This window comes from Duganella rivi, from assembly GCF_009857435.1.
In the GTDB taxonomy this organism is placed as follows: Bacteria; Pseudomonadota; Gammaproteobacteria; order Burkholderiales; family Burkholderiaceae_D; genus Rugamonas; species Rugamonas rivi.
The window spans coordinates 624,352-644,331 of record NZ_WWCK01000006.1 but is presented as its reverse complement, the minus strand read 5'-3'; the positions used below and the strand labels follow the sequence as shown (position 1 = coordinate 644,331).

The window sequence follows — 19,980 nt, the reverse complement described above, 5'->3', positions numbered from 1 at the left end:
TTATTTGATTCGCTTGATGTTAGCGCCTACGGCGGAGAGTTTGACTTCCATCTGATCGTAGCCGCGATCCAGGTGATAGATGCGGTCGATCAGCGTTTCACCGCGCGCAGCCAGGCCGGCGATCACCAGCGAAGCAGATGCACGCAAGTCGGTCGCCATCACAGGCGCGCCAACCAGCTGTTCCACGCCTTTGATAAAGGCGGTGTTGCCATCGGTTTCAATTTGCGCGCCCAGGCGGTTCATCTCCTGGACGTGCATGAAGCGGTTTTCAAAAATGGTTTCCGTCACGCGGCTGGCGCCGTTGGCGATGGTGTTCACCGCCATGAATTGCGCTTGCATGTCGGTCGGGAAGCCAGGGTATTCGGTGGTGCGGAAGGTCACGGCGGTCGGACGCTTGTCCATCTGCGCGCGGATCCAGTTGTCGCCGATGGTCAGTTGCAGGCCGATCTCGCGCAGCTTGTCCAGCGCCGCATCCATGATGTCGACGCGGGTGTTGCGGATGGTGATGTCGCCGCCGGTGGCCGCCACGGCGCACAGGAAGGTCGCCGCTTCGATGCGATCCGAGATCACGGCGTGCTTGGCGCCAGTCAGTTCCTTCACGCCCTGGATCACCAGGCGGTTGGTGCCGATACCTTCGATCTTCGCGCCCATCGCCACCAGCAGGTTGGCGAGGTCGGTCACTTCCGGTTCGCAGGCGGCGTTTTCCAGAATGGTTTCGCCTTCAGCCAGCGTAGCGGCCATCAGCAGGTTCTCGGTGCCGGTCACGGTGATCATGTCGGTGACGATGCGCGCGCCTTTCAGCTTGGCGCACTTGGCGTAGATGTAGCCGCCTTCAACGGTGATGTCGGCGCCCAGCGCTTGCAGGCCTTTGATGTGCTGGTCGACAGGACGCGAACCAATCGCGCAGCCGCCCGGCAGCGAGACCTTGGCTTCGCCGAAGCGCGCCAGCAGTGGGCCCAGTACCAGGATCGACGCGCGCATGGTTTTCACCAGGTCGTACGGCGCTTCCAGCTTGGTGATGGCGCTGCCGTTCAGGGTGACTTTGTCGCCGTCCTGGGTGACTTTCAGGCCGGTCTCGCTCAACAGCTTGAGGATGGTGGACACGTCATGCAGGTGCGGCACATTGGACAGCTCGACGTCGTCGGAAGTCAGCAAGCCCGCGCACAGGATAGGCAGTGCCGCGTTCTTCGCGCCGGAGATGGTGATGTCGCCTTGCAGGCGGTTACCGCCTTGAATCAGAAGCTTGTCCATGCTTATCCTTGGTATTCGTCAGGGGTGAGGGTTTTCATCGACAGCGCGTGGATTTCTTCGCGCATGCGGTCGCCCAGTGCGGCGTACACCAGCTGGTGGCGCTGGATCAGGCGCTTGCCTGCAAATGCAGGCGACACAATGATGGCCTGGAAGTGCTGGCCGTCGCCTTCCACTTCGAGGTGGGTGCATTCGAGACCGGCCGAGATGTAGCCGTGGATGAGTTCTGGAGTAGTGACCATGATGAATCCTTAGAATTAGTGGCGCAAGCGATAGCCGCTGCGCAGCAAACGAATCGCCAGGAACGCCAGCACCACGAGGAAGGCCGAAACAATGGCCACACTCGCCAGCGGGTTGACGTCGGACTGGCCGAAGAAGCCGTAACGGAAGCCGTCGATCATGTAGAAGAACGGATTCAAATGCGACACCGCCTGCCATACCGGCGGCAGCGAATGGATCGAGTAGAACACGCCGGCCAGGAAGGTCAGCGGCACGATCAGAAAGTTCTGGAACGCGGCCAGCTGGTCGAATTTCTCGGCCCAGATACCGGCGATCAGCCCCATGGTGCCGAGGATGGCGGCGCCCAGCAGCGCAAACACCAGGATCCACAGCGGCGCGGCAAACGACAGATGGGCAAACCACGCGGTCACGAGGAACACGCCCAGACCCACCACGATGCCACGCACCATGGCGGCAATCACGTAGGCCGAGAAGATTTCCCAGTGCGACAAGGGCGTCAGCAGCACGAACACCAGGTTACCGGTGATCTTCGATTGAATCAGCGACGACGACGAGTTGGCGAAAGAGTTCTGCAATACGCTCATCATCACCAGCCCCGGAATCAGGAACGAGGTGTAGTTGACGCCATCGTAGACATTGACGCGGCCTTCCAGCACGTGGCCGAAGATCAGCAGATACAGCATGGCGGTCAGAATCGGCGCGGCGATGGTTTGCGTAGCCACTTTCCAGAAGCGCAGGGTCTCCTTGAAGACCAGTGTACGGAATCCGGCGGAGATAAAGTTCATACAGTACCCTTGTCCATGATCTGCAAGAAGATATCTTCCAGGTCAGCTTGTTGCAGTTGCATTTCGTCGATGACGGCGCCCGATTCGCGCAGGCGTTTCAAGATCTGTTCGACTTCAGCGTATTCGTTGATGCGCAGGCTGTACTTCTTGCCGTGCTCAGTCGCTTCCGGGTGGGTGACCAAGTGACGCAGGTCATCCGAGATATCGCCGTGCGTCAGGTTGACGATCAGCTGCGAGCCGGAGATGCGGCGGATCAGCGAAGCCATGGAATCAAGCGCCACCACCTTGCCCAGCTTGAGCATGGCGACACGCTTGCACATGGCTTGCGCTTCTTCCAGGTAGTGGGTGGTCAGCACCACGGTGTGGCCTTCGCGGTTCAGGCGCGAGATGAATTTCCACAGCGTTTGGCGCAGTTCGACGTCGACACCGGCGGTCGGCTCATCGAGCACGATCACGGGCGGCTTGTGCACCAGCGCCTGCGCCACCAGCACGCGGCGCTTCATGCCGCCGGACAGGGCGCGCATATTGACGTCGGCCTTGTTGGTGAGGTCGAGGTTGTGCATTACTTCGTCGATCCACGCGTCGTTGTTTTTCAGGCCAAAGTAGCCCGATTGCAAGCGCAGCGTTTCGCGCACGGTGAAGAACGGGTCGAACACCAGTTCCTGCGGCACCACGCCCAGCGCCTTGCGGGCGGCGCGGAAATCGCTGACCACATCGTGGCCGTGGATCTTGACCGAGCCGGCATCCGGGCGGATCAAACCGGCGATGATGGAAATCAGGGTGGTCTTGCCGGCGCCGTTCGGGCCGAGCAGGCCGAAAAACTCTCCCTCTTCAATGGTGAGGGACACGCCCCCCAGTGCCTGGAGCGACTTGTAGCGCTTCTCGACATTGCTAATTTGGATCGCTGTCATTCTTGACTTATCTATAAGGTTGCGGCGGCAGGGCCGGCGCGCGGGAAGATGCTGCGGAACGCCACGGCTCTAGGGCTGTGGCAACGTTCAATTATATTGGAAATTCAATCGGTTCGAGCCGAACCGGGGATTTTGCAGTTATTACTGCGGGCGGCGGGGTGGGGCGGAGGTCAATGGTGATGGTGGGCGGAGTCGTCGCCAACCTGGGTCTTCTTGGAGAAGACCGATTCCGGTGCTTTGACCGGGGAGAATTCGTCGAGCGCCGGGTTGCGGTAAGCAACGCCATCGGTGTCGAGCTTGACGTCGGTCGGGAACAGCAGCGAGCACACGCCGTACAGCTTGGTCAGGCTTTGCAGCGCCGGCGGCAGGTTGTTCAGTTGCAGCTGCACGCCGGCCTGCTGCGCGGCGCGCTGCCACGCCAGCATGACCGACACCGCCACCGAATCCACCGTCAACACATGGCGCAAGTCAAACGCGGTCTGGCCGGCCTTGAGGGCGGCAAAACCACGCTCCAGTGCCGCCGTGGCGTTTTCCACGGTCAGGGACGTGAGCGACTGCAGGTTGTCGATGGGTTCGGTAACGGCGTTCATGGCGTAGATTACTTTGGTGCGTTGGTTTTCAGCGGTTTGCTGGCGAGTTTTTTGTTTTTCTCGGTCAGCGCCTTGATCAGGCCGTCCATGCCGCCTTTCGAGATTTCCGAAGCGAAGGTGCCTTTATAGGTCTCGACCAGCCACGCGCCCAGCACGTTGATGTCGTAGATTTTCCAGCCTTGCGGGCCCTTGGCAACACGGTAGTTCAGCGGAATCGGCTCGCCGCGGGTCATGTTCACTTGCGAACGGACTTCGACTTCGGTGTCGGCCGGGTCAGCGCGCAGTGGCTTGAATTCCACGGTTTCGTTCTTGATCTGCGACAGCGCGCCCGAGTAGGTGAACACCAGCAGCGAGCGGAATTGCTCGGTCAGGGCTTTTTGCTGATCAGGGGTAGCGTCGCGCCAGAAACGGCCGGCGGCCAGCGCGGTCATGCGCTGGAAGTCGACGTACGGCAAGATCTTGGTTTCCACCAGCTCCATTACCTTCTTGGTGTCGCCGGCCTGGATCGCCTTGTCGGTCTTGGCGGTATCGATCACTTCCTGGCTGATGCGCTTGACCAGCGCGTCCGGCGCCTCATTGGCCGGCACAGCGGCGTGGGCGTTGACGGCCACGGCAACAGTTGCTAAAGCGATAAATTTTTTAATGAAGTTCATCTTGTGTATGCCTTATGAGTGGTTCTTCGGGTCACTGGCTGTCAGGTTTTGCAGCCGGTGTGCCGGAGTTTAACTCTTTTGGGGCCGATTCGGATGACACGGGTGCGGAAGTTTCCGCGTCGTCATCTTTTTTACGCTTGCTCGATGGGCCGTCGCCGTCCGGGTGGATCTGGCTTTCGCGGCGCTGCAGGTAGCCGTCGCGGATGAATTCGTAGCGATCAAGCGCAGCGTCTTCCAGCAAGGTGGACGCGTCCAGCAGGCCGGCGCGGGTGTCGACCACGCGCAACGCGGTGCCGATGTTGCGCACATTGGTCGGATCCTTGTAGCGCCAGATGTCGCCGGCGATATCTGCCGGCAGGGCGGCGGTGTCGCGCACGGTCGATGGGCCGAGCAGCGGCAGCATCACGTACGGGCCGGATGGCACGCCCCACACGCCGAGGGTCTGGCCGAAGTCTTCCTTGTGCTTGGGCAGGCCGGCTTCCGAGGCGATGTCGAACAGGCCAACGATACCGAGCGTCGAGTTCAGCGCGAAGCGGGCGAAGTCCGACATACCGTCTTCACCTTTGCCTTGCAGCAAGTTGTTGATCGAGCTCCAGGCGTCGCTCAGGTTGCCGAAGAAGTTGCCGACGCCGGTCTGGACGAAGCCCGGGGTCACGGTCTTGTAGGCAGTGGCCACCGGTTTCAGGGCGTAGGTGTCTACCGTGTCGTTGAACTCGAACATGGCGCGGTTGAAGCCTTCGTACGGGTCGCGCGGGTTGGGGCCGGCGCAGCCAGCCAGCATCACGGTGACGCCCAGCGCCAGCGCGGCCTGGCGGAATTTGGTGGTACGGATCATTTATCGTCCTTTCCTTCTGCGGCCTTGCTGTAGATGAACTGATTAATCAGGTCTTCCAGCACGGCTGCCGATTGGGTGCGGGCGATTTTATCGCCGGCCGCCAAGTTGTTGGTGTCGCCGCCGGCCTCGATGCCGACGTATTGTTCGCCGAGCAGGCCTGCGGTCAGGATTTTGGCCGAGCTATCTTTCGGGAACTTATAGCCCTCTTCCATGTTCAAGGTTACCAGTGCCTGATAGCTCTTGTCATCAAACTTGATCTCTCCCACACGGCCGACTACCACGCCGGAGGCCTTGACCGCCGCTTGCGGGCGCAGGCTGCCGATGTTGTCGAACTTGGCGGTCACGGCGTAGGACTTGGCGAAGGACAGCGAACCCATGTTGCCGGCCTTGAGCGCCAGGAACATCAGCGCAGCCACGCCGACAACGATGAACAGACCGACCCAGACATCCAGAGATTTGCGTTGCATATTATTCTTCCTCAGTTTCTTAATCTTTGCAGTTTGCTGCTTATTTGCTGCTTATTTGCTGCTTATTTGCTGAACATCAACGCCGTCATCATGAAGTCCAGCCACCAGATCATCAGCGATGAGATCACGACCGTGCGGGTGGTGGCGCGGGCCACGTCTTCCGGGGTCGGCTGGGCTTCATAGCCCTGGTACAGGGCGATGAAGGTGATGGCAATGCCAAACACCACGCTCTTGGCGAAGCCGTTGAAAATGTCCTTGTAGATATCGACGCCGCCTTGCATCTGCGACCAGAACGCGCCGTCGTCCACGCCGATCAGCTGCACGCCGACCAGCCAGCCGCCCAACACGCCAACGGCGCTGAACACCGAGGCCAGCAGCGGCACCGACAGGGCGCCGGCCCAGAAACGCGGCGCCAGCACGCGCTGGATCGGGTTGACGGCCATCATTTCCATGGCGGACAGCTGCTCGCCGGCCTTCATCAGGCCGATTTCTGCGGTCAGCGAAGTGCCGGCGCGGCCGGCAAACAGCAGCGCGGTGATCACCGGGCCCAGTTCGCGGGTCAGGCCCAGCGCCACCAGCAGGCCCAGCGATTGCTCGGCGCCGTATTTGTTCAAGGTGTAGTAACCCTGCAAGCCCAGCACCATGCCAACGAACAGACCGGACAGGGTGATGATCAGCATCGAATAGTTACCGATGAAATGCAGCTGCTCGACCACCAGGCGCGGGCGTTTCAGCAGCCCCGGCGACAAGCCCAGCATGGCGCCGAACGTGCGCGCGCCGAAACCGATGCTTTCAATGTAATCGCGCAGCGGCGCGCCCAGCCGGGACAACCAATTCTTCAAACTCATACTTTCACTCCCAGGCCCAGGTCGTCGGCCAGGGACTTGCCTGGATAGTGGAACGGCACCGGGCCGTCCGCTTCCGCGTTGACGAACTGCTTCACGTACGGATCGGTGGACACCAGCATCTCGGCCGGCGTGCCGCTGGCAACGATCTTGCCTTGCGACAGGAAATAAACATAGTCGGCGATGGCGAAGCTCTCTTTGACATCGTGCGACACCAGCACCGTGGTCGAACCGAGCGCCGAATTCAGGTTGCGGATCAGGTTGGCGGTAACGCCCATCGAGATCGGATCGAGGCCGGCGAACGGCTCGTCATACATAATCAATTCCGGGTCGAGCGCGATCGAGCGCGCCAGCGCCACGCGGCGCGCCATGCCGCCGGAGATTTCTCCGGGCTTCAGCTTGGCGGCGTTGCGCAGGCCCACCGCCTGCAGCTTCATCAGCACAAGGTTGCGGATCAATTCTTCCGGCAAATCGGTGTGCTCGCGCAGCGGGAAGGCGACGTTTTCAAACACGGTCAGGTCGGTGAACAAGGCGCCGTGCTGGAACAGCATGCCCATCTTGCGACGCAGCAGATACAGGCCGGCGGTATTCAATTTATGCACCACCTGGCCTTGCACTTTAACGTGGCCCTTCTGCGGACGCAACTGGCCGCCGATCAGGCGCAACACGGTGGTCTTGCCACTGCCGGAGCCGCCCATGATCGCAATCACCTTCCCGCGTGGGAAGTCCATGTTCAAGCCCGACAGGATCGCCCGCTTGCCATAGGTGAAGTGTAAATCACGGATTTCGACTAGATTAGCCACGACTGAACTCATTTTTTGGAATGCCGTATTGTAGTGCAGAAAGCACAATCTCTGCTGGAGACCACCTCTTTTGGCGGTGGCGAATGGCAGATAATACAACACTACTGAATCCAAAGTCAGCAATTTACACCGGGCACCAATTGTTACATTCATGCAGTGCAGCAGGCGATACTTTCAAAAAAAACCGGGTACGGCTGGGGATCGCCCATCCGTACCCGGCAGGGAGTCAGGCGGAGCCTGATTGCCGTGTTTTGAGTTTAGCGCGGCAACTCGGAACTGCCCATCAGGAACTCGTCGACCGCGCGCGCGCATTGGCGGCCTTCGCGGATCGCCCACACCACCAGGGATTGGCCGCGGCGCATGTCGCCGGCAGCAAATACCTTGGCTGCGGAAGTCTTGTAGCAGCCTTCGCCATCGGTGGTGGCCTTGGCGTTGCCGCGTGCATCTTTTTCAACTGCGAAAGCGTCGAGGATGTTGGCGACCGGCGAGACGAAGCCCATGGCCAGGAACACCAGGTCGGCTTTCATTTCGAATTCCGAGTTCGGCACTTCGGTCATCTTGCCGTCTTTCCACTCGACGCGGCAGGCGATCAGCTTCTCAACCTTGCCGCCCTTGCCTTCCAGGCGCTTGGTGGCCACGGCCCAGTCGCGCTCGCAGCCTTCCTCGTGCGACGACGAGGTGCGCAGCTTGGTCGGCCAGTATGGCCACACCAGCGGCTTGTTCTCTTGCTCCGGCGGCATAGGCATCAGTTCAAACTGGGTCACCGAGGCGGCGCCGTGGCGATTCGAGGTGCCGACGCAGTCGGAACCGGTGTCGCCGCCGCCGATCACCACCACGTGCTTGCCGGTGGCCTTGATCTGGTCTTTCAGCTTGTCGCCGGCGTTGACCTTGTTTTGCTGCGGCAGGAAGTCCATGGCGAAGTGCACGCCTTTGAGCTCACGGCCCGGCACCGGCAAGTCGCGCGGCGATTCGGAACCACCGGCCAGCACCACGGCGTCGAAGTCTTTTTGCAGATCTTCAGGGAAGATGGTTTCCTTGGCCCAGTTGTTGACGTTGGCCGGGAAGTCCTTGCCGATCAACACGCTGGTGCGGAATACCACGCCTTCGGCTTCCATCTGCTTGATGCGGCGGTCGATGTGCGACTTTTCCATCTTGAAGTCTGGAATGCCGTAGCGCAGCAGGCCGCCGATGCGGTCGGATTTTTCAAATACGGTCACAGCGTGGCCGGCGCGCGCCAGCTGCTGGGCAGCGGCCAGGCCGGCTGGGCCGGAACCGACCACGGCGACTTTCTTGCCGGTTTGCTTGGCCGCAGGCTGCGGCACCACCCAGCCGTGTTCCCAGCCTTCGTCGATGATTTTGTGCTCGATCGACTTGATGCCGACCGGCAGTTCGTGGATACCCAGGGTACAGGCAGCCTCGCACGGGGCCGGGCAGATGCGGCCGGTGAATTCCGGGAAGTTGTTGGTCGAGTGCAGGGTGTCCAGTGCCTCGCGGTAGTTGCCGCGATAAACCAGGTCGTTCCAGTCCGGGATGATGTTGTTGACCGGGCAGCCGTTGTTGCAGAACGGGATGCCGCAGTCCATGCAGCGCGCGCCCTGTACCTTGGCTTGCTCGTTGGTCAGCGGAATGACGAATTCCGCGTAGTTTTTCAGGCGCGTCGCTGGCGGCAGATAGCCTTCTTCCTGACGCTGGAATTCCATGAAGCCGGTGATTTTACCCACGATATTTTTCCTTCGTAATCTTTTGAGCCGTCGTCCCGGCGTAGGCCGGGACAACGTGGCGTTGTATTAGGCAGCGATCGGTTGAGCGGATGCGGCTTCGTTTGCCACGTCTTCGGCCATCTCGGCCAGCGCGCGCTTGTATTCGCTTGGGAATACTTTGACGAACTTGCCGCGGCTCTCGGCCCAGTTATCGAGCAACAGGCGGGCACGGGTGCTGCCGGTGTGCTTGAAGTGACGCTCGATCAAGCGCTTCAGGATCACCTCGTCCGACTCGCGGCCGATGTCCTTGTGCTGGATGTGCCAGGTTTCGCTCTGTGCTTCCTGCTCCTTGGTGGTCAGCACCGGCTCCAGCGACACCATGGCAGTGTTGCAGCGCGATTCGAAATCGCCGTCCGGGTTGTACACGTAGGCGATGCCGCCCGACATGCCTGCCGCGAAGTTACGGCCGGTGTTGCCCAGCACCACGACCGTGCCGCCGGTCATGTATTCGCAACCGTGGTCGCCGGTGCCCTCGACGATGGCGGTGGCGCCCGAGTTACGCACCGCGAAGCGCTCGCCGGCCACGCCGTTGAAGAAGGCTTCACCGGCAATCGCACCGTACAGCACGGTGTTGCCGATGATGATGTTGTTCACGGCCCAGCCACGGAACTCGGTGTTCGGACGCACGATGATGCGGCCGCCCGACAAGCCCTTGCCGACGTAGTCGTTGCCTTCGCCCACCAGGTCGATGGTGATGCCGTGCGCGAGGAAGGCGCATGCCGACTGGCCGGCCGTGCCTTGCAGCTGGATGTGGATGGTGTCGTCCGGCAGGCCGGCGTGGCCGTAGCGCTTGGCCACTTCGCCCGACAGCATGGTGCCCACAGTGCGGTTCAAGTTCTTCACCGGCGAGATGAAGGACACGCGCTCGCCTTTTTCCAGCGCCGCCTTGGCTTGCGCGATCAGCTTGTGATCGAGCGCCTTGTCGAGGCCGTGATCCTGCTCCATCGTGTGGTAGACGGAATCGCCATTCGGCACTTCCGGCGCGTAGAAGATGTTGCTGAAGTCGAGGCCCTTGGCTTTCCAGTGCGAGATCGCCTTGGATTTGTCCAGCAGGTCGACGCGGCCGATCAGCTCGTCGTAGGTGCGGATGCCCAGTTGCGCCATCAGCTGGCGGGCTTCTTCGGCGACGAAGAAGAAGTAGTTCACAACGTACTCAGGCTTGCCCGAGAACTTGGCGCGCAGCACCGGATCCTGGGTCGCAACGCCGACCGGGCAGGTGTTCAGGTGGCACTTGCGCATCATGATGCAGCCTTCCACCACCAGCGGTGCGGTAGCGAAGCCGATTTCGTCGGCGCCCAGCAGCGCGGCGATGACGACGTCGCGGCCGGTACGCATCTGGCCGTCGGCCTGTACACGGATACGGCTACGCAGGCCGTTCAGTACCAGGGTCTGCTGCGTTTCAGCCAGGCCCAGCTCCCACGGCGTGCCGGCGTGCTTGACCGAGGACAGCGGCGAAGCGCCGGTGCCGCCGTCATGGCCTGCTACCACCACGTGATCAGCCTTGGCCTTGGTCACGCCCGCAGCCACGGTGCCGATACCCACTTCCGACACCAGCTTGACCGAGATCGAAGCGCGCGGATTGGCGTTTTTCAGATCGTGAATCAGCTGCGCCAAGTCTTCAATCGAGTAGATATCATGGTGCGGAGGAGGCGAAATCAGGCCCACGCCCGGCACCGAGAAGCGCAGCGTTGCAATGTATTCCGACACCTTGTGGCCCGGCAGCTGGCCGCCTTCGCCCGGTTTTGCACCCTGCGCCATCTTGATCTGAATCTGGTCAGCCGAGTTGAGGTAAGCAGCGGTCACGCCGAAACGGCCCGACGCCACCTGCTTGATGCGCGAACGCAGCGAGTCGCCTTCTTGCAGCGGAATATCGACCACCATCTGCTCTTTGCCCATGACCGAGGCCATGGTCTCGCCCTGCTTGATCTTGATGCCTTTCAACTCCATGGTGTAGCGCGATGGATCTTCGCCGCCTTCACCGGTGTTGGACTTGCCGCCGATGCGGTTCATGGCCACGGCCAGCGTGGCGTGCGCCTCGGTCGAGATCGAACCCATCGACATGGCGCCGGTGGCGAAACGCTTGACGATTTCCTTGGCTGGCTCCACTTCATCCAGCGGAATCGCCTTGCTTGGATCGATCTTGAACTCGAACAGGCCGCGCAGGGTCAGGTGGCGCTTGCTCTGGTCGTTGATGATTTGGGCGTACTCTTTATAGCTCGAATAGTTGTTCGAGCGGGTCGAGTGTTGCAGCTTGGCGATGGCGTCCGGCGTCCACAGGTGGTCTTCACCGCGGATGCGGAAGGCGTACTCACCGCCGGCGTCCAGGTGGTTGGCCAGCACTGGGTCGTCGCCGAAAGCCAGGTTGTGCAGGCGCAGCGCTTCTTCCGCCACTTCAAACACGCCGATGCCTTCCACGTTGGAGGCGGTGCCACGGAAATACTTATCGACCAGCGACTTGTTCAGGCCGACAGCTTCAAAGATTTGCGCGCCGCAGTAGGACATATAGGTCGAGATGCCCATCTTCGACATCACCTTCATCAGGCCTTTGCCGATGGCCTTGGTGAAGTTGTAGATGGCTTTTTCAGCCGACATATCGCCCGGCATGCCGTGTGCCATCTCGGCCAGGGTTTCCATCGCCAGGTACGGGTGGATCGCTTCCGCGCCATAGCCGGCCAGCAGGGCGAAGTGATGGGTCTCGCGGGCCGAGCCGGTTTCCACCACCAGGCCGGTCGAGGCGCGCAGGCCTTTGCTGACCAGGTGCTGGTGAATGGTCGAGGTGGCCAGCAGCGCAGGGATCGCCACGCGGTCTGGGCCGATGCTGCGGTCGGACACGACCAGGATGTTGTGGCCCGATTTAACGGCGTCCACGGCTTCCGCGCACAGCGAAGCGAGGCAGGCTTCCACGCCTTCCTTGCCCCAGGCCAGCGGGTAGCAAATGCCCAGCTCGTACGACTTGAACTTGCCGCCGGTGTGCTGGCTGATGTTGCGCAGGCGTTCCATATCGTCGAAGCCCAGGATCGGCTGCGACACTTCGAGGCGCATCGGTGGGTTGACGTTGTTGGTATCCAGCAGGTTAGGCTTGGGGCCGATGAACGATACCAGCGACATCACCATCGCTTCGCGGATCGGGTCGATCGGCGGGTTGGTCACCTGCGCGAACAGCTGCTTGAAGTAGGAGTACAGCGGCTTCAGCTTGTTGGACATGACGGCCAGCGGCGAGTCATTGCCCATCGAGCCGGTCGCTTCTTCGCCGGCGGCGGCCATCGGCGCCATCAGGAATTTCAGGTCTTCCTGGGTGTAGCCGAAAGCTTGCTGGCGATCCAGCAGCGATGGCACGGCTTTTTCGCCGGCGGCAGGCTTGTCCTTGGCGCGGTTGTGCGCCAGCTGGCTTTCGCTCAGCTTGATTTCGTTGAGCTTGATGCGCACCGCGTTAATCCATGCCTTGTACGGCTTGGCGTTGGCGTAGGTGTCTTTCAGTTCTTTGTCGTCAACGATGCGACCAGCTTCCAGGTCGATCAGGAACATCTTGCCCGGCTGCAGACGCCATTTCTGGATGATTTTCGACTCAGGAATCGGCAACACACCTGATTCCGACGCCATCACCACCAGATCGTCGTCGGTCACGATGTAACGTGCGGGACGCAGGCCGTTACGATCCAGCGTGCCGCCGATGTAGCGGCCGTCGGTGAAGGCCATAGCGGCCGGGCCGTCCCACGGTTCCATCATGGCGGCGTGATATTCGTAGAACGCGCGGCGATTGTCGTCCATCGTGCCGTGATTTTCCCAGGCTTCCGGGATCATCATCATCATCGCCTGGGCCAGCGGGTAGCCTGCCATCAGCAGCAGTTCCAGCGCGTTGTCGAAGCAGGCGGTGTCCGACTGGCCTTCGTAGATCAGCGGGAACAGCTTTTGCAGGTCTTCGCCCAGCACAGCCGACTTCATCACGCCTTCGCGGGCGCGCATCCAGTTGAAGTTGCCTTTAACGGTGTTGATCTCGCCGTTGTGGGCGATCAGGCGGTACGGGTGGGCCAGCGGCCATTCCGGGAAGGTGTTGGTTGAGAAGCGTTGGTGCACCAGCGCCAGCGCCGACACGCAGCGCGCGTCTTGCAGGTCTTTGTAGTACACGCCCACCTGGTCAGCCAGCAGCAAGCCCTTGTAGACGATGGTACGGGCCGACATCGAGGCCACGAAGAATTCTTTGCCGTGGATCAGTTTCAGCGCCTGGATCGCGTGGCCCGACGATTTGCGGATCACGTACAGCTTACGCTCGAGCGCGTCGGTGACCATGATGTCGGCGCCGCGACCGATGAAGATCTGGCGAATGACCGGTTCCTTGGTGCGCACGGTCGGCGACATCGGCATATCGACGTCCACCGGCACATTGCGCCAGCCCAGCACCACCTGGCCTTCGGCACGCACGGCGCGCTCGATTTCCTGTTCGCAGGCGATGCGCGAGGCGTTTTCTTTCGGCAGGAATACCATGCCGACGCCGTATTCGCCCGGTGGCGGCAGTTCCACGCCTTGCTTAGCCATTTCGTCGCGGTAGTACTGATCCGGGATCTGGATCAGGATACCGGCGCCGTCGCCCATCAGCGGATCGGCGCCCACCGCGCCGCGGTGATCGAGGTTCTTCAAGATCAGCAGACCCTGTTCCACAATCGAGTGACTCTTGTTGCCCTTGATGTGGGCGACGAACCCGACGCCGCAGGCATCATGTTCATTGGACGGATCGTAAAGACCTTGCGCTTTCATGGCTAAACTCCAGGGACTGTGGCTCGAAACGCAAGGTTAGTGCAATGCAGCGTAAACCTCAACAAGAAAAATTAGGGTCGGAGTCGAATTAAATTTTCCTCAGAAGCTTATTTTTTTAATTGGGGACAGAGTGAAGCCTTATTCGGTGGCAGGCTTTATTTTGAACGGCCGGCCGCGTTTTGCCGGCAATACCTGCCGTTTTACCTTGGCTTGCAGAGCGGTCTGGAACTGCTGCGAGCCCAGCGGCCAGCCTTTGAGTAGCGATTTGCCAATTAAAGTGATTTCGTCAGCAGTCAGCGCCGGCTGGGACAGCGCGCTGTAGGCGGCCTCGCGCTGGAATGGCGTGTTACCGAGTTCCCACACCTTGGCGTGGTCGGTCACCAGGCCGTCCGGGCGGATGCCGGCATGGTGGCAGTAGCTCGACCACGGATAGTCCTCGGCCCGCGCCACCATGCCGTTGCGTACAGGATTGAACTCGATGTAACGGCTGCACAACATAAAGTAGGCGTCAGCGTCGATCAGCGAGGTTTTGTAGCGCCCGTTCCACAAAGTTCCACTGCGGGAATACTTTTGGTTGAAATAAGGCACGTAATAGCGGCCCACCCATTGCATCATCTGGCCCAAGCCGGTGTCATCGGAGGGCGTGACCAGCAAATGCAGGTGATTTGGCATCAAAACGTAGCAGTGGACTGCCACTTTGTAGGTTTTGGCGGCGGTACGCAGCCAGCCGAGGAAGGTTTGGTAATCTTCAGCGTCAAGGAACACGTCTTGATTGTTGGCGCCGGTCTGGATGACGTGATGCGGCTGGTGGGGAACGATTAAACGGGGCAGGCGTGCCATACAAATAATAAAAAGGGGGTGATAAAACCCAAATTCTACCCCCTTAATATGACTCCGTCCCCATTAGATTCAGCGCCTGTGCAAAACGGCGTGACTCCGTCCCTATTTGTACCCCGCACTGCGGTCCGCTGCGGGGTCTGACCCCGTACGGGGTCAGACCCCTCTATCGGTTTGGGTTTTAGGATAAATTAAAGCTGGCCGACAGGCTATAGCCCTCGCCGTACGCGCTGCGCAGCGGCAGGTCTTGGCCGAGACCGGTACGCGCTTTTTTGCGCAGGCGGTACACCAGCATGTCCACGCGGCGGCCCGCATCCGGGTCGTCACCACCAATGCCCGCCACGATCACCTGGCGCGGCACCGGCCGCGTGTTGATGGTCAGCAGGTGCAGGAAATTGCACTCTTTCTCGGTCAGCGTAATCGCCATGCCTTGCAGTTCCAGCTGGCGGGCGCTGACCTTGAGCGTCCACTTGCTTGGCGCCGGAATCGTCTCTTGCGGGCCGACGCGGCGGTCCAGCGCTTCAATGTGCGCCGCCAATTCCGGGAATTTGATAGGCTTGGTCAAGTAATGGTCCGCGCCAAGGCGCAAACCCAGGATGCGATTGTCGAAAGCCACGCGGCCAGTCAGCACCAGCAAGCCGATTTGCGGATAAAGCTGGCGCATGCGCGGAATCACATTGAAGCCGTCCTCGTCCGGTAGGCCGAGGTCGAGTACGACCACGCCCACATTGCCCTGGCTGAGGGCCGACCACATATCGCTGGCGTTGTTGGTGATGTGTACTTCGTGTTCAAGTTCAGTCAGGAACTCCGCCATTTCTTCGGCGTAGTCGAGATTGTCTTCCACGATGAGTATTTGCGTCATTGATGCGCCATTCGTTCAATTGTTGGGCAATTGTGCCCAGACCTGGGACAATCAGCTTGCGTCCAAGGAATTATCACTGCTGGCATCGGCAGGCGCAAGGCTTTTCCCGGCATTGGCCGCCACGGGCAACCAAATCCGAAATTCCGTGCCGCTTTCAGAAACATTCCGGGCCGTCACCGTGCCGCCGTGGACATCGACTATCGAGCGTGCCATGTACAGGCCCAGCCCTGATCCCGCCACGCTTGCAGCGTTACTGCCGCGATAGGCTTTGTCGAAAACATGCGGCAATTCCGCTTCCGGGATGCCGGCGCCATGATCGCGCACTAAAAATTCGACGCCACCTTCTGTTGCAATTCTCCCCACCAATTCTATCGGAATATTATCGCTTGTGTACTTTATTGCATTGTCGAGCAGGATTTCGAGACACAAACGCATGCCGGAAGGGTCGCAGCGCATCCACTGCGGCAGCTCCTGGGTCTGCACCGTGACCGTTTTGCGACGGCGCTGGGCTTGCTCGGCCGCAGATTGCAACAGCATGGACGGGTTGATTTCGTTGGGTTGGCGCTCGCGGCCAATGCTGGCCATGCGCTCCGGCGACAGATATTCATCCAGCATGGCGAGCATGCGGTCTACGGCCGTCTGGATTTTGCGGTAGCGCTTGCGGGTGCCTTCGTCGTGATGGCTGCCGGTCATTTCCAGCCGCTGCACGGCGCCGTCGATGGTCGATAGCGGTGTGCGGAATTCATGCGACAGCATGGAGGCGAATTTTTTTTGCTGCACGGCCAGCTCGCGCCGCGCGGTGAGGTCGCGCACCACGCCGACCACGGTGGACGGCGTGCCATGCTCGTCCAGGATGAGGGTCGATTCGATTTCCACCGGCACCGCGTGGCCATCGCTGTGCGCCAACTCGGTTTCACGCAGCAAGCGACGACGGCTCAGGTCGCCCTCGGCGTAGCGCGACAGCCGCGCCTGCAAATCCTTGAGCAGGCCGGCAGCCAGCGCCTGCGCGGTTTCCAGGGTGTAGCCGAATTGCCGCTCGGCCGCCGGACTCAGCCACGTCAGCTGGAGACTGGCGCAGTCGGCCATCCAGCTGATTTCGCTGCTGTGATCAAGCAGCAGCCGGTAGCGGGCCTCGTTCGCTTGCGACTGCTTGAGGGCCGCCTGGAGTTCCGCTATCGTCTGCGTCATCGCCGTCTCCTATTCAACCAGCGGTGCAAAGATCTGCTGCAGGTCTTCCTGCGTCAGCGCCATCTTCTGCGATTCGCCTTCGGCCAGGATCGATTGCGCCAAGTCGGATTTCTTCTGTTGCAGGACTTGGATTTTTTCTTCCAGCGTGCCTTTGGCGATCAGCTTGTACACGAACACCGGCTTGTCTTGTCCGATACGCCACGCGCGGTCGGTGGCCTGGTTTTCCGCAGCCGGATTCCACCATGGATCGTAGTGGATAACCGTGTCGGCCGCCGTCAGGTTGAGTCCGACACCGCCTGCCTTCAGCGATATCAGGAAGATAGGCACGGCGCCCTGCTGGAAGGCCGCCACTTGGGCGCTGCGGTCTTTGGTGTCGCCGGTCAGCAAGGCATAGGGAATATCGCGCGCTTCCAGTTCTTCCTCGATCAGCTCCAGCATGCTGGTGAACTGCGAGAACACCAGGATCTTGCGCTTCTCTTCCAGCAAGTCTTCGACCATCTGCATCAGGTCGGCCAGCTTGGCCGAACCGGCTGCTTGCTGTTTCTTGGTGGTGGACTTGACCAGGCGTGGATCGCAGCACACTTGGCGCAGCTTGAGCAGCGCTTCCAGAATCACGATCTGGCTGCGCGCCACACCCTTGCGGTCGATTTCCTCGCGCACTTTTTGATCCATGGCGAGACGCACAGTTTCGTACAGGTCGCGCTGGGCGCCGGTCAGTTCGACCTTGCGCACCATCTCGGTTTTCGGCGGCAGCTCTTTCGCCACGCTGTCCTTGGTACGGCGCAGCAGGAAGGGCTTGATGCGGCGGTTCAGCAGCGCGCGGCGCAGCGGATCATCTTGCCGTTCGATCGGATGGCGGAACACGGTGTTGAAGCCCTTCTCGTCGCCAAGCAAGCCCGGCAACAGGAAGTGGAATTGCGACCACAGCTCGCCAAGGTGGTTTTCCAGCGGCGTACCCGACAGGCACAGGCGATGGCGCGCACGCAGCAGGCCGGCGCTCTGGGCCGCCTTGGAACGGGTGTTCTTGATGTAGTGCGACTCGTCGAGAATGACCAGATGGAAATCGTGCTCGCGCAGCTTTTCCTCGTCGCGCGGCAGCAGGGCGTAGGTGGTCAGCACCAGATCGGCTTCATCGATCTGGTCGAACTGGCCCATGCGATCTTTGCCTTGCAGCAGCAGCACTTTCAGGCCGGGAGCGAAGCGCGCAGCTTCTTCCTGCCAGTTGCCCATCAGGCTGGTTGGCGCGATCACCAGCGCCGGCGCGGTCAGGCGGCCGGCTTCTTTTTCCACGAGGATGTGTGCCAGCGTTTGCACGGTTTTACCGAGGCCCATGTCATCGGCCAGGATGCCGGCGAAGCCGTACTCGCGCAGGAATTGCATCCACGACAGGCCGTCGGTCTGGTAGTCACGCAAGGTGGCTTGCAAACCGGCCGGTGTGGCGACACGTTTCACCGCGCCAAACTGGTTCAGGCGCGCCCCCATTTCACGCAGCTCGGCGCCGCCGGTCCATTCCAGTTCCACGTTGCGGGCCAGTTCGTCCAGGCGCGCAGCATCCAGCGTGGCCATGTGCAGCGAGTTCTTGATCTTGTCGCTGAAATACAACTCGCCCAGCGTGTTCAAGATCGGACGGACGCGGCCCCATGGCAGGGCAACGCGCGAGCCATCCGCCAGCGTAGCCAGCATCTGGTCTTCCTCGCCGTGGTTGGCGATGACTTTCGGATTGAAATCGTTGGGCGCATTGCGGATCAGTTGCACCAGCACCGGCAGCAACGGCACGCGCTCCTGGTTGACCATGATGCCGAGTTCGAGATCGAACCATGCACGGCCACCATCAGCCTCGTCTTCCACTACTTCCGCGTACCAGTCGCCGACTTCTTGCGTGTCGTAGCGATACTTGACGGTTTTTTCGATTTTCCAGCCAGCTTCTTTCAGCGCGGAGATGCCGTCGCGGGCAAAGCGTATCCACTCGGCTTGGCTAGGCAGCAACAGGCCGCCCTTGACGCTGCTCAGCGGCAGAGTGCTAGGCGCAACGAAATGGCGCTCGGTCAATGCGGCCAGCGCGTCGTCCTCAGCGCTGCTGTCGCGCTGGATGATTTCGGTAACGTCGCCTTTTTGGCGCACCACGCGCTGCGATGGATCGAACGACACGCGCTCGCCGTCGTAATCGAAGGACAGCACGGCAAAGTCGTTCCAGCGTTGCAGCGAACCATCGGCCAGCATGGCCGCATCCAGCGTCAGCACCGGACGCGGCTTGACGTCGTCGCGCATGCGCTGCGGCAGCGGTTGCGGCAGCGGCATCAAGCCTTGCAGGCCGTGCGCCAGCAGCAGCTGCGACACGCGCATCTTGTCGTTATTGGTCAGCAGCGGCGCTTGCGCCACCAGCGCTTGCAGGTCGGCCAGCGGGATCTCGGTGCCGCCCTGGTTCAATTGCAGCACGCCGCACGACAGGTTATCGATGTACCACGGCGGATCGGTCGGCAGCATGTAGTCGACCTGGTCGGCGCCGACATGCTTGGCGCCCGGCGGCGGCGCGACCTGCCAGCCCAAGCGCAAACCCTTGCCCTCTTCGCGCCACGCCAGATTCGCTTCGCGCAACACGCCGCCCTTGAGCGGATAGACCAGACCATTGCCGACGTCGGCCCACGAGTTTGCCCACAACAATTTGTCCTGCTCGGCCAGCATATTCAGCAGCGCCGCGCCGATCTTGCCGCGCGGCTCGGTAGCCGAACCGGTCTGCGAATTCTGGCCGCTGCGCATTGCGACAAAGAAACGGATCAGGTCTTCGTCGGCTTGCGTCATGAAAGTCGGTGGCGTCGACAGCAGCGAAAATACCTCGCTGACCGGACTGGCCGCCGCCACGTCGCCGTTCGGGCGCAGGCGGGCCTTGTACAGGCACAGCGCTACGTGGCGGCCGCCGCTGGTGGGCGCCATCACGTAGATCAGTTTGTATTGGGTTTGCTTGGGGTCGTTATCGACCGGCGGCGGAGTGAGCTTGGCCTTGGGATGCGCTGCCGCATCCACACGCTGCAGCCAGGTGGCTACGGCGTACGACAATTGATTCGCAGGCGGCGCTGGGCGTGTGGTAGCCGGTGCTGGAGCAGCAGGGGCGGCAGGGGCGTCGTCGCGGGTAAGATCCATAGGTCGCATTGTTGGTCAAAGATAGTTCAAAAACAGCAACAGGCAATATTATCCGCCATTGAAGCG

Annotated in this window: 16 protein-coding genes; all 16 read right to left on the bottom strand. The window is 61.0% G+C overall.

From position 1 onward, the window contains the following. Complete coding sequence (gene murA / locus GTP45_RS22465) at positions 1-1,251, bottom strand: UDP-N-acetylglucosamine 1-carboxyvinyltransferase (protein WP_161016063.1); 1,251 nt, start codon at positions 1,249-1,251, stop codon at positions 1-3. Between the two features lie 2 nt (positions 1,252-1,253). Next, the gene (locus tag GTP45_RS22460) at positions 1,254-1,490 is read right to left on the bottom strand and encodes a BolA family protein (protein WP_161016062.1); all 237 of its coding nucleotides are present in this window, start codon (positions 1,488-1,490) and stop codon (positions 1,254-1,256) included. A gap of 15 nt (positions 1,491-1,505) precedes the next feature. Then, positions 1,506-2,273: an ABC transporter permease gene (locus GTP45_RS22455; protein WP_161016061.1), complete on the bottom strand. Its 768-nt coding sequence runs from the start codon at positions 2,271-2,273 to the stop codon at positions 1,506-1,508. Then, on the bottom strand, positions 2,270-3,184 hold the full coding sequence (locus GTP45_RS22450) for an ABC transporter ATP-binding protein (RefSeq protein ID WP_161016060.1): 915 nt from the start codon (positions 3,182-3,184) through the stop codon (positions 2,270-2,272). Before GTP45_RS22450 ends, GTP45_RS22455 begins: the two co-directional genes overlap by 4 nt. Before the next feature lie 170 nt (positions 3,185-3,354). Continuing rightward, positions 3,355-3,774, bottom strand: a complete 420-nt coding sequence (locus GTP45_RS22445) for an STAS domain-containing protein (protein ID WP_161016059.1) — start codon at positions 3,772-3,774, stop codon at positions 3,355-3,357. Between the two features lie 8 nt (positions 3,775-3,782). Then, positions 3,783-4,427, bottom strand: a complete 645-nt coding sequence (locus GTP45_RS22440; RefSeq protein ID WP_161016058.1) for an MlaC/ttg2D family ABC transporter substrate-binding protein — start codon at positions 4,425-4,427, stop codon at positions 3,783-3,785. A gap of 31 nt (positions 4,428-4,458) precedes the next feature. Then, a complete protein-coding gene (locus GTP45_RS22435) occupies positions 4,459-5,262 on the bottom strand; it encodes an MlaA family lipoprotein (RefSeq protein WP_161016057.1) in 804 nt (267 codons plus the stop codon). Next, complete coding sequence (gene mlaD / locus GTP45_RS22430) at positions 5,259-5,729, bottom strand: outer membrane lipid asymmetry maintenance protein MlaD (protein WP_161016056.1); 471 nt, start codon at positions 5,727-5,729, stop codon at positions 5,259-5,261. The genes GTP45_RS22435 and mlaD overlap by 4 nt, the downstream gene beginning before the upstream one ends. A 62-nt stretch (positions 5,730-5,791) precedes the next feature. After that, positions 5,792-6,577: a lipid asymmetry maintenance ABC transporter permease subunit MlaE gene (gene mlaE / locus GTP45_RS22425; RefSeq protein WP_161016055.1), complete on the bottom strand. Its 786-nt coding sequence runs from the start codon at positions 6,575-6,577 to the stop codon at positions 5,792-5,794. Further along, on the bottom strand, positions 6,574-7,377 hold the full coding sequence (locus GTP45_RS22420) for an ABC transporter ATP-binding protein (protein ID WP_371874496.1): 804 nt from the start codon (positions 7,375-7,377) through the stop codon (positions 6,574-6,576). The genes mlaE and GTP45_RS22420 overlap by 4 nt, the downstream gene beginning before the upstream one ends. Before the next feature lie 257 nt (positions 7,378-7,634). Next, positions 7,635-9,098, bottom strand: coding sequence for a glutamate synthase subunit beta (locus GTP45_RS22415; RefSeq protein ID WP_161016053.1), 1,464 nt, complete (start codon positions 9,096-9,098; stop codon positions 7,635-7,637). A 66-nt stretch (positions 9,099-9,164) separates the two neighbouring features. Further along, on the bottom strand, positions 9,165-13,889 hold the full coding sequence (locus GTP45_RS22410; protein WP_161016052.1) for a glutamate synthase-related protein: 4,725 nt from the start codon (positions 13,887-13,889) through the stop codon (positions 9,165-9,167). Positions 13,890-14,027: 138 nt separating this feature from the next. Next, on the bottom strand, positions 14,028-14,729 hold the full coding sequence (locus tag GTP45_RS22405) for a transposase (protein ID WP_161016051.1): 702 nt from the start codon (positions 14,727-14,729) through the stop codon (positions 14,028-14,030). Between the two features lie 178 nt (positions 14,730-14,907). Continuing rightward, positions 14,908-15,588: a response regulator transcription factor gene (locus tag GTP45_RS22400; RefSeq protein WP_008443102.1), complete on the bottom strand. Its 681-nt coding sequence runs from the start codon at positions 15,586-15,588 to the stop codon at positions 14,908-14,910. Positions 15,589-15,639: 51 nt separating this feature from the next. Next, a complete protein-coding gene (locus GTP45_RS22395; protein WP_161016050.1) occupies positions 15,640-16,776 on the bottom strand; it encodes a PAS domain-containing sensor histidine kinase in 1,137 nt (378 codons plus the stop codon). Between the two features lie 9 nt (positions 16,777-16,785). Further along, entirely contained in the window at positions 16,786-19,914 is a 3,129-nt protein-coding gene (locus GTP45_RS22390; RefSeq protein WP_161016049.1) for a DEAD/DEAH box helicase, read from the bottom strand. Between the last annotated feature and the right edge of the window lie 66 nt (positions 19,915-19,980).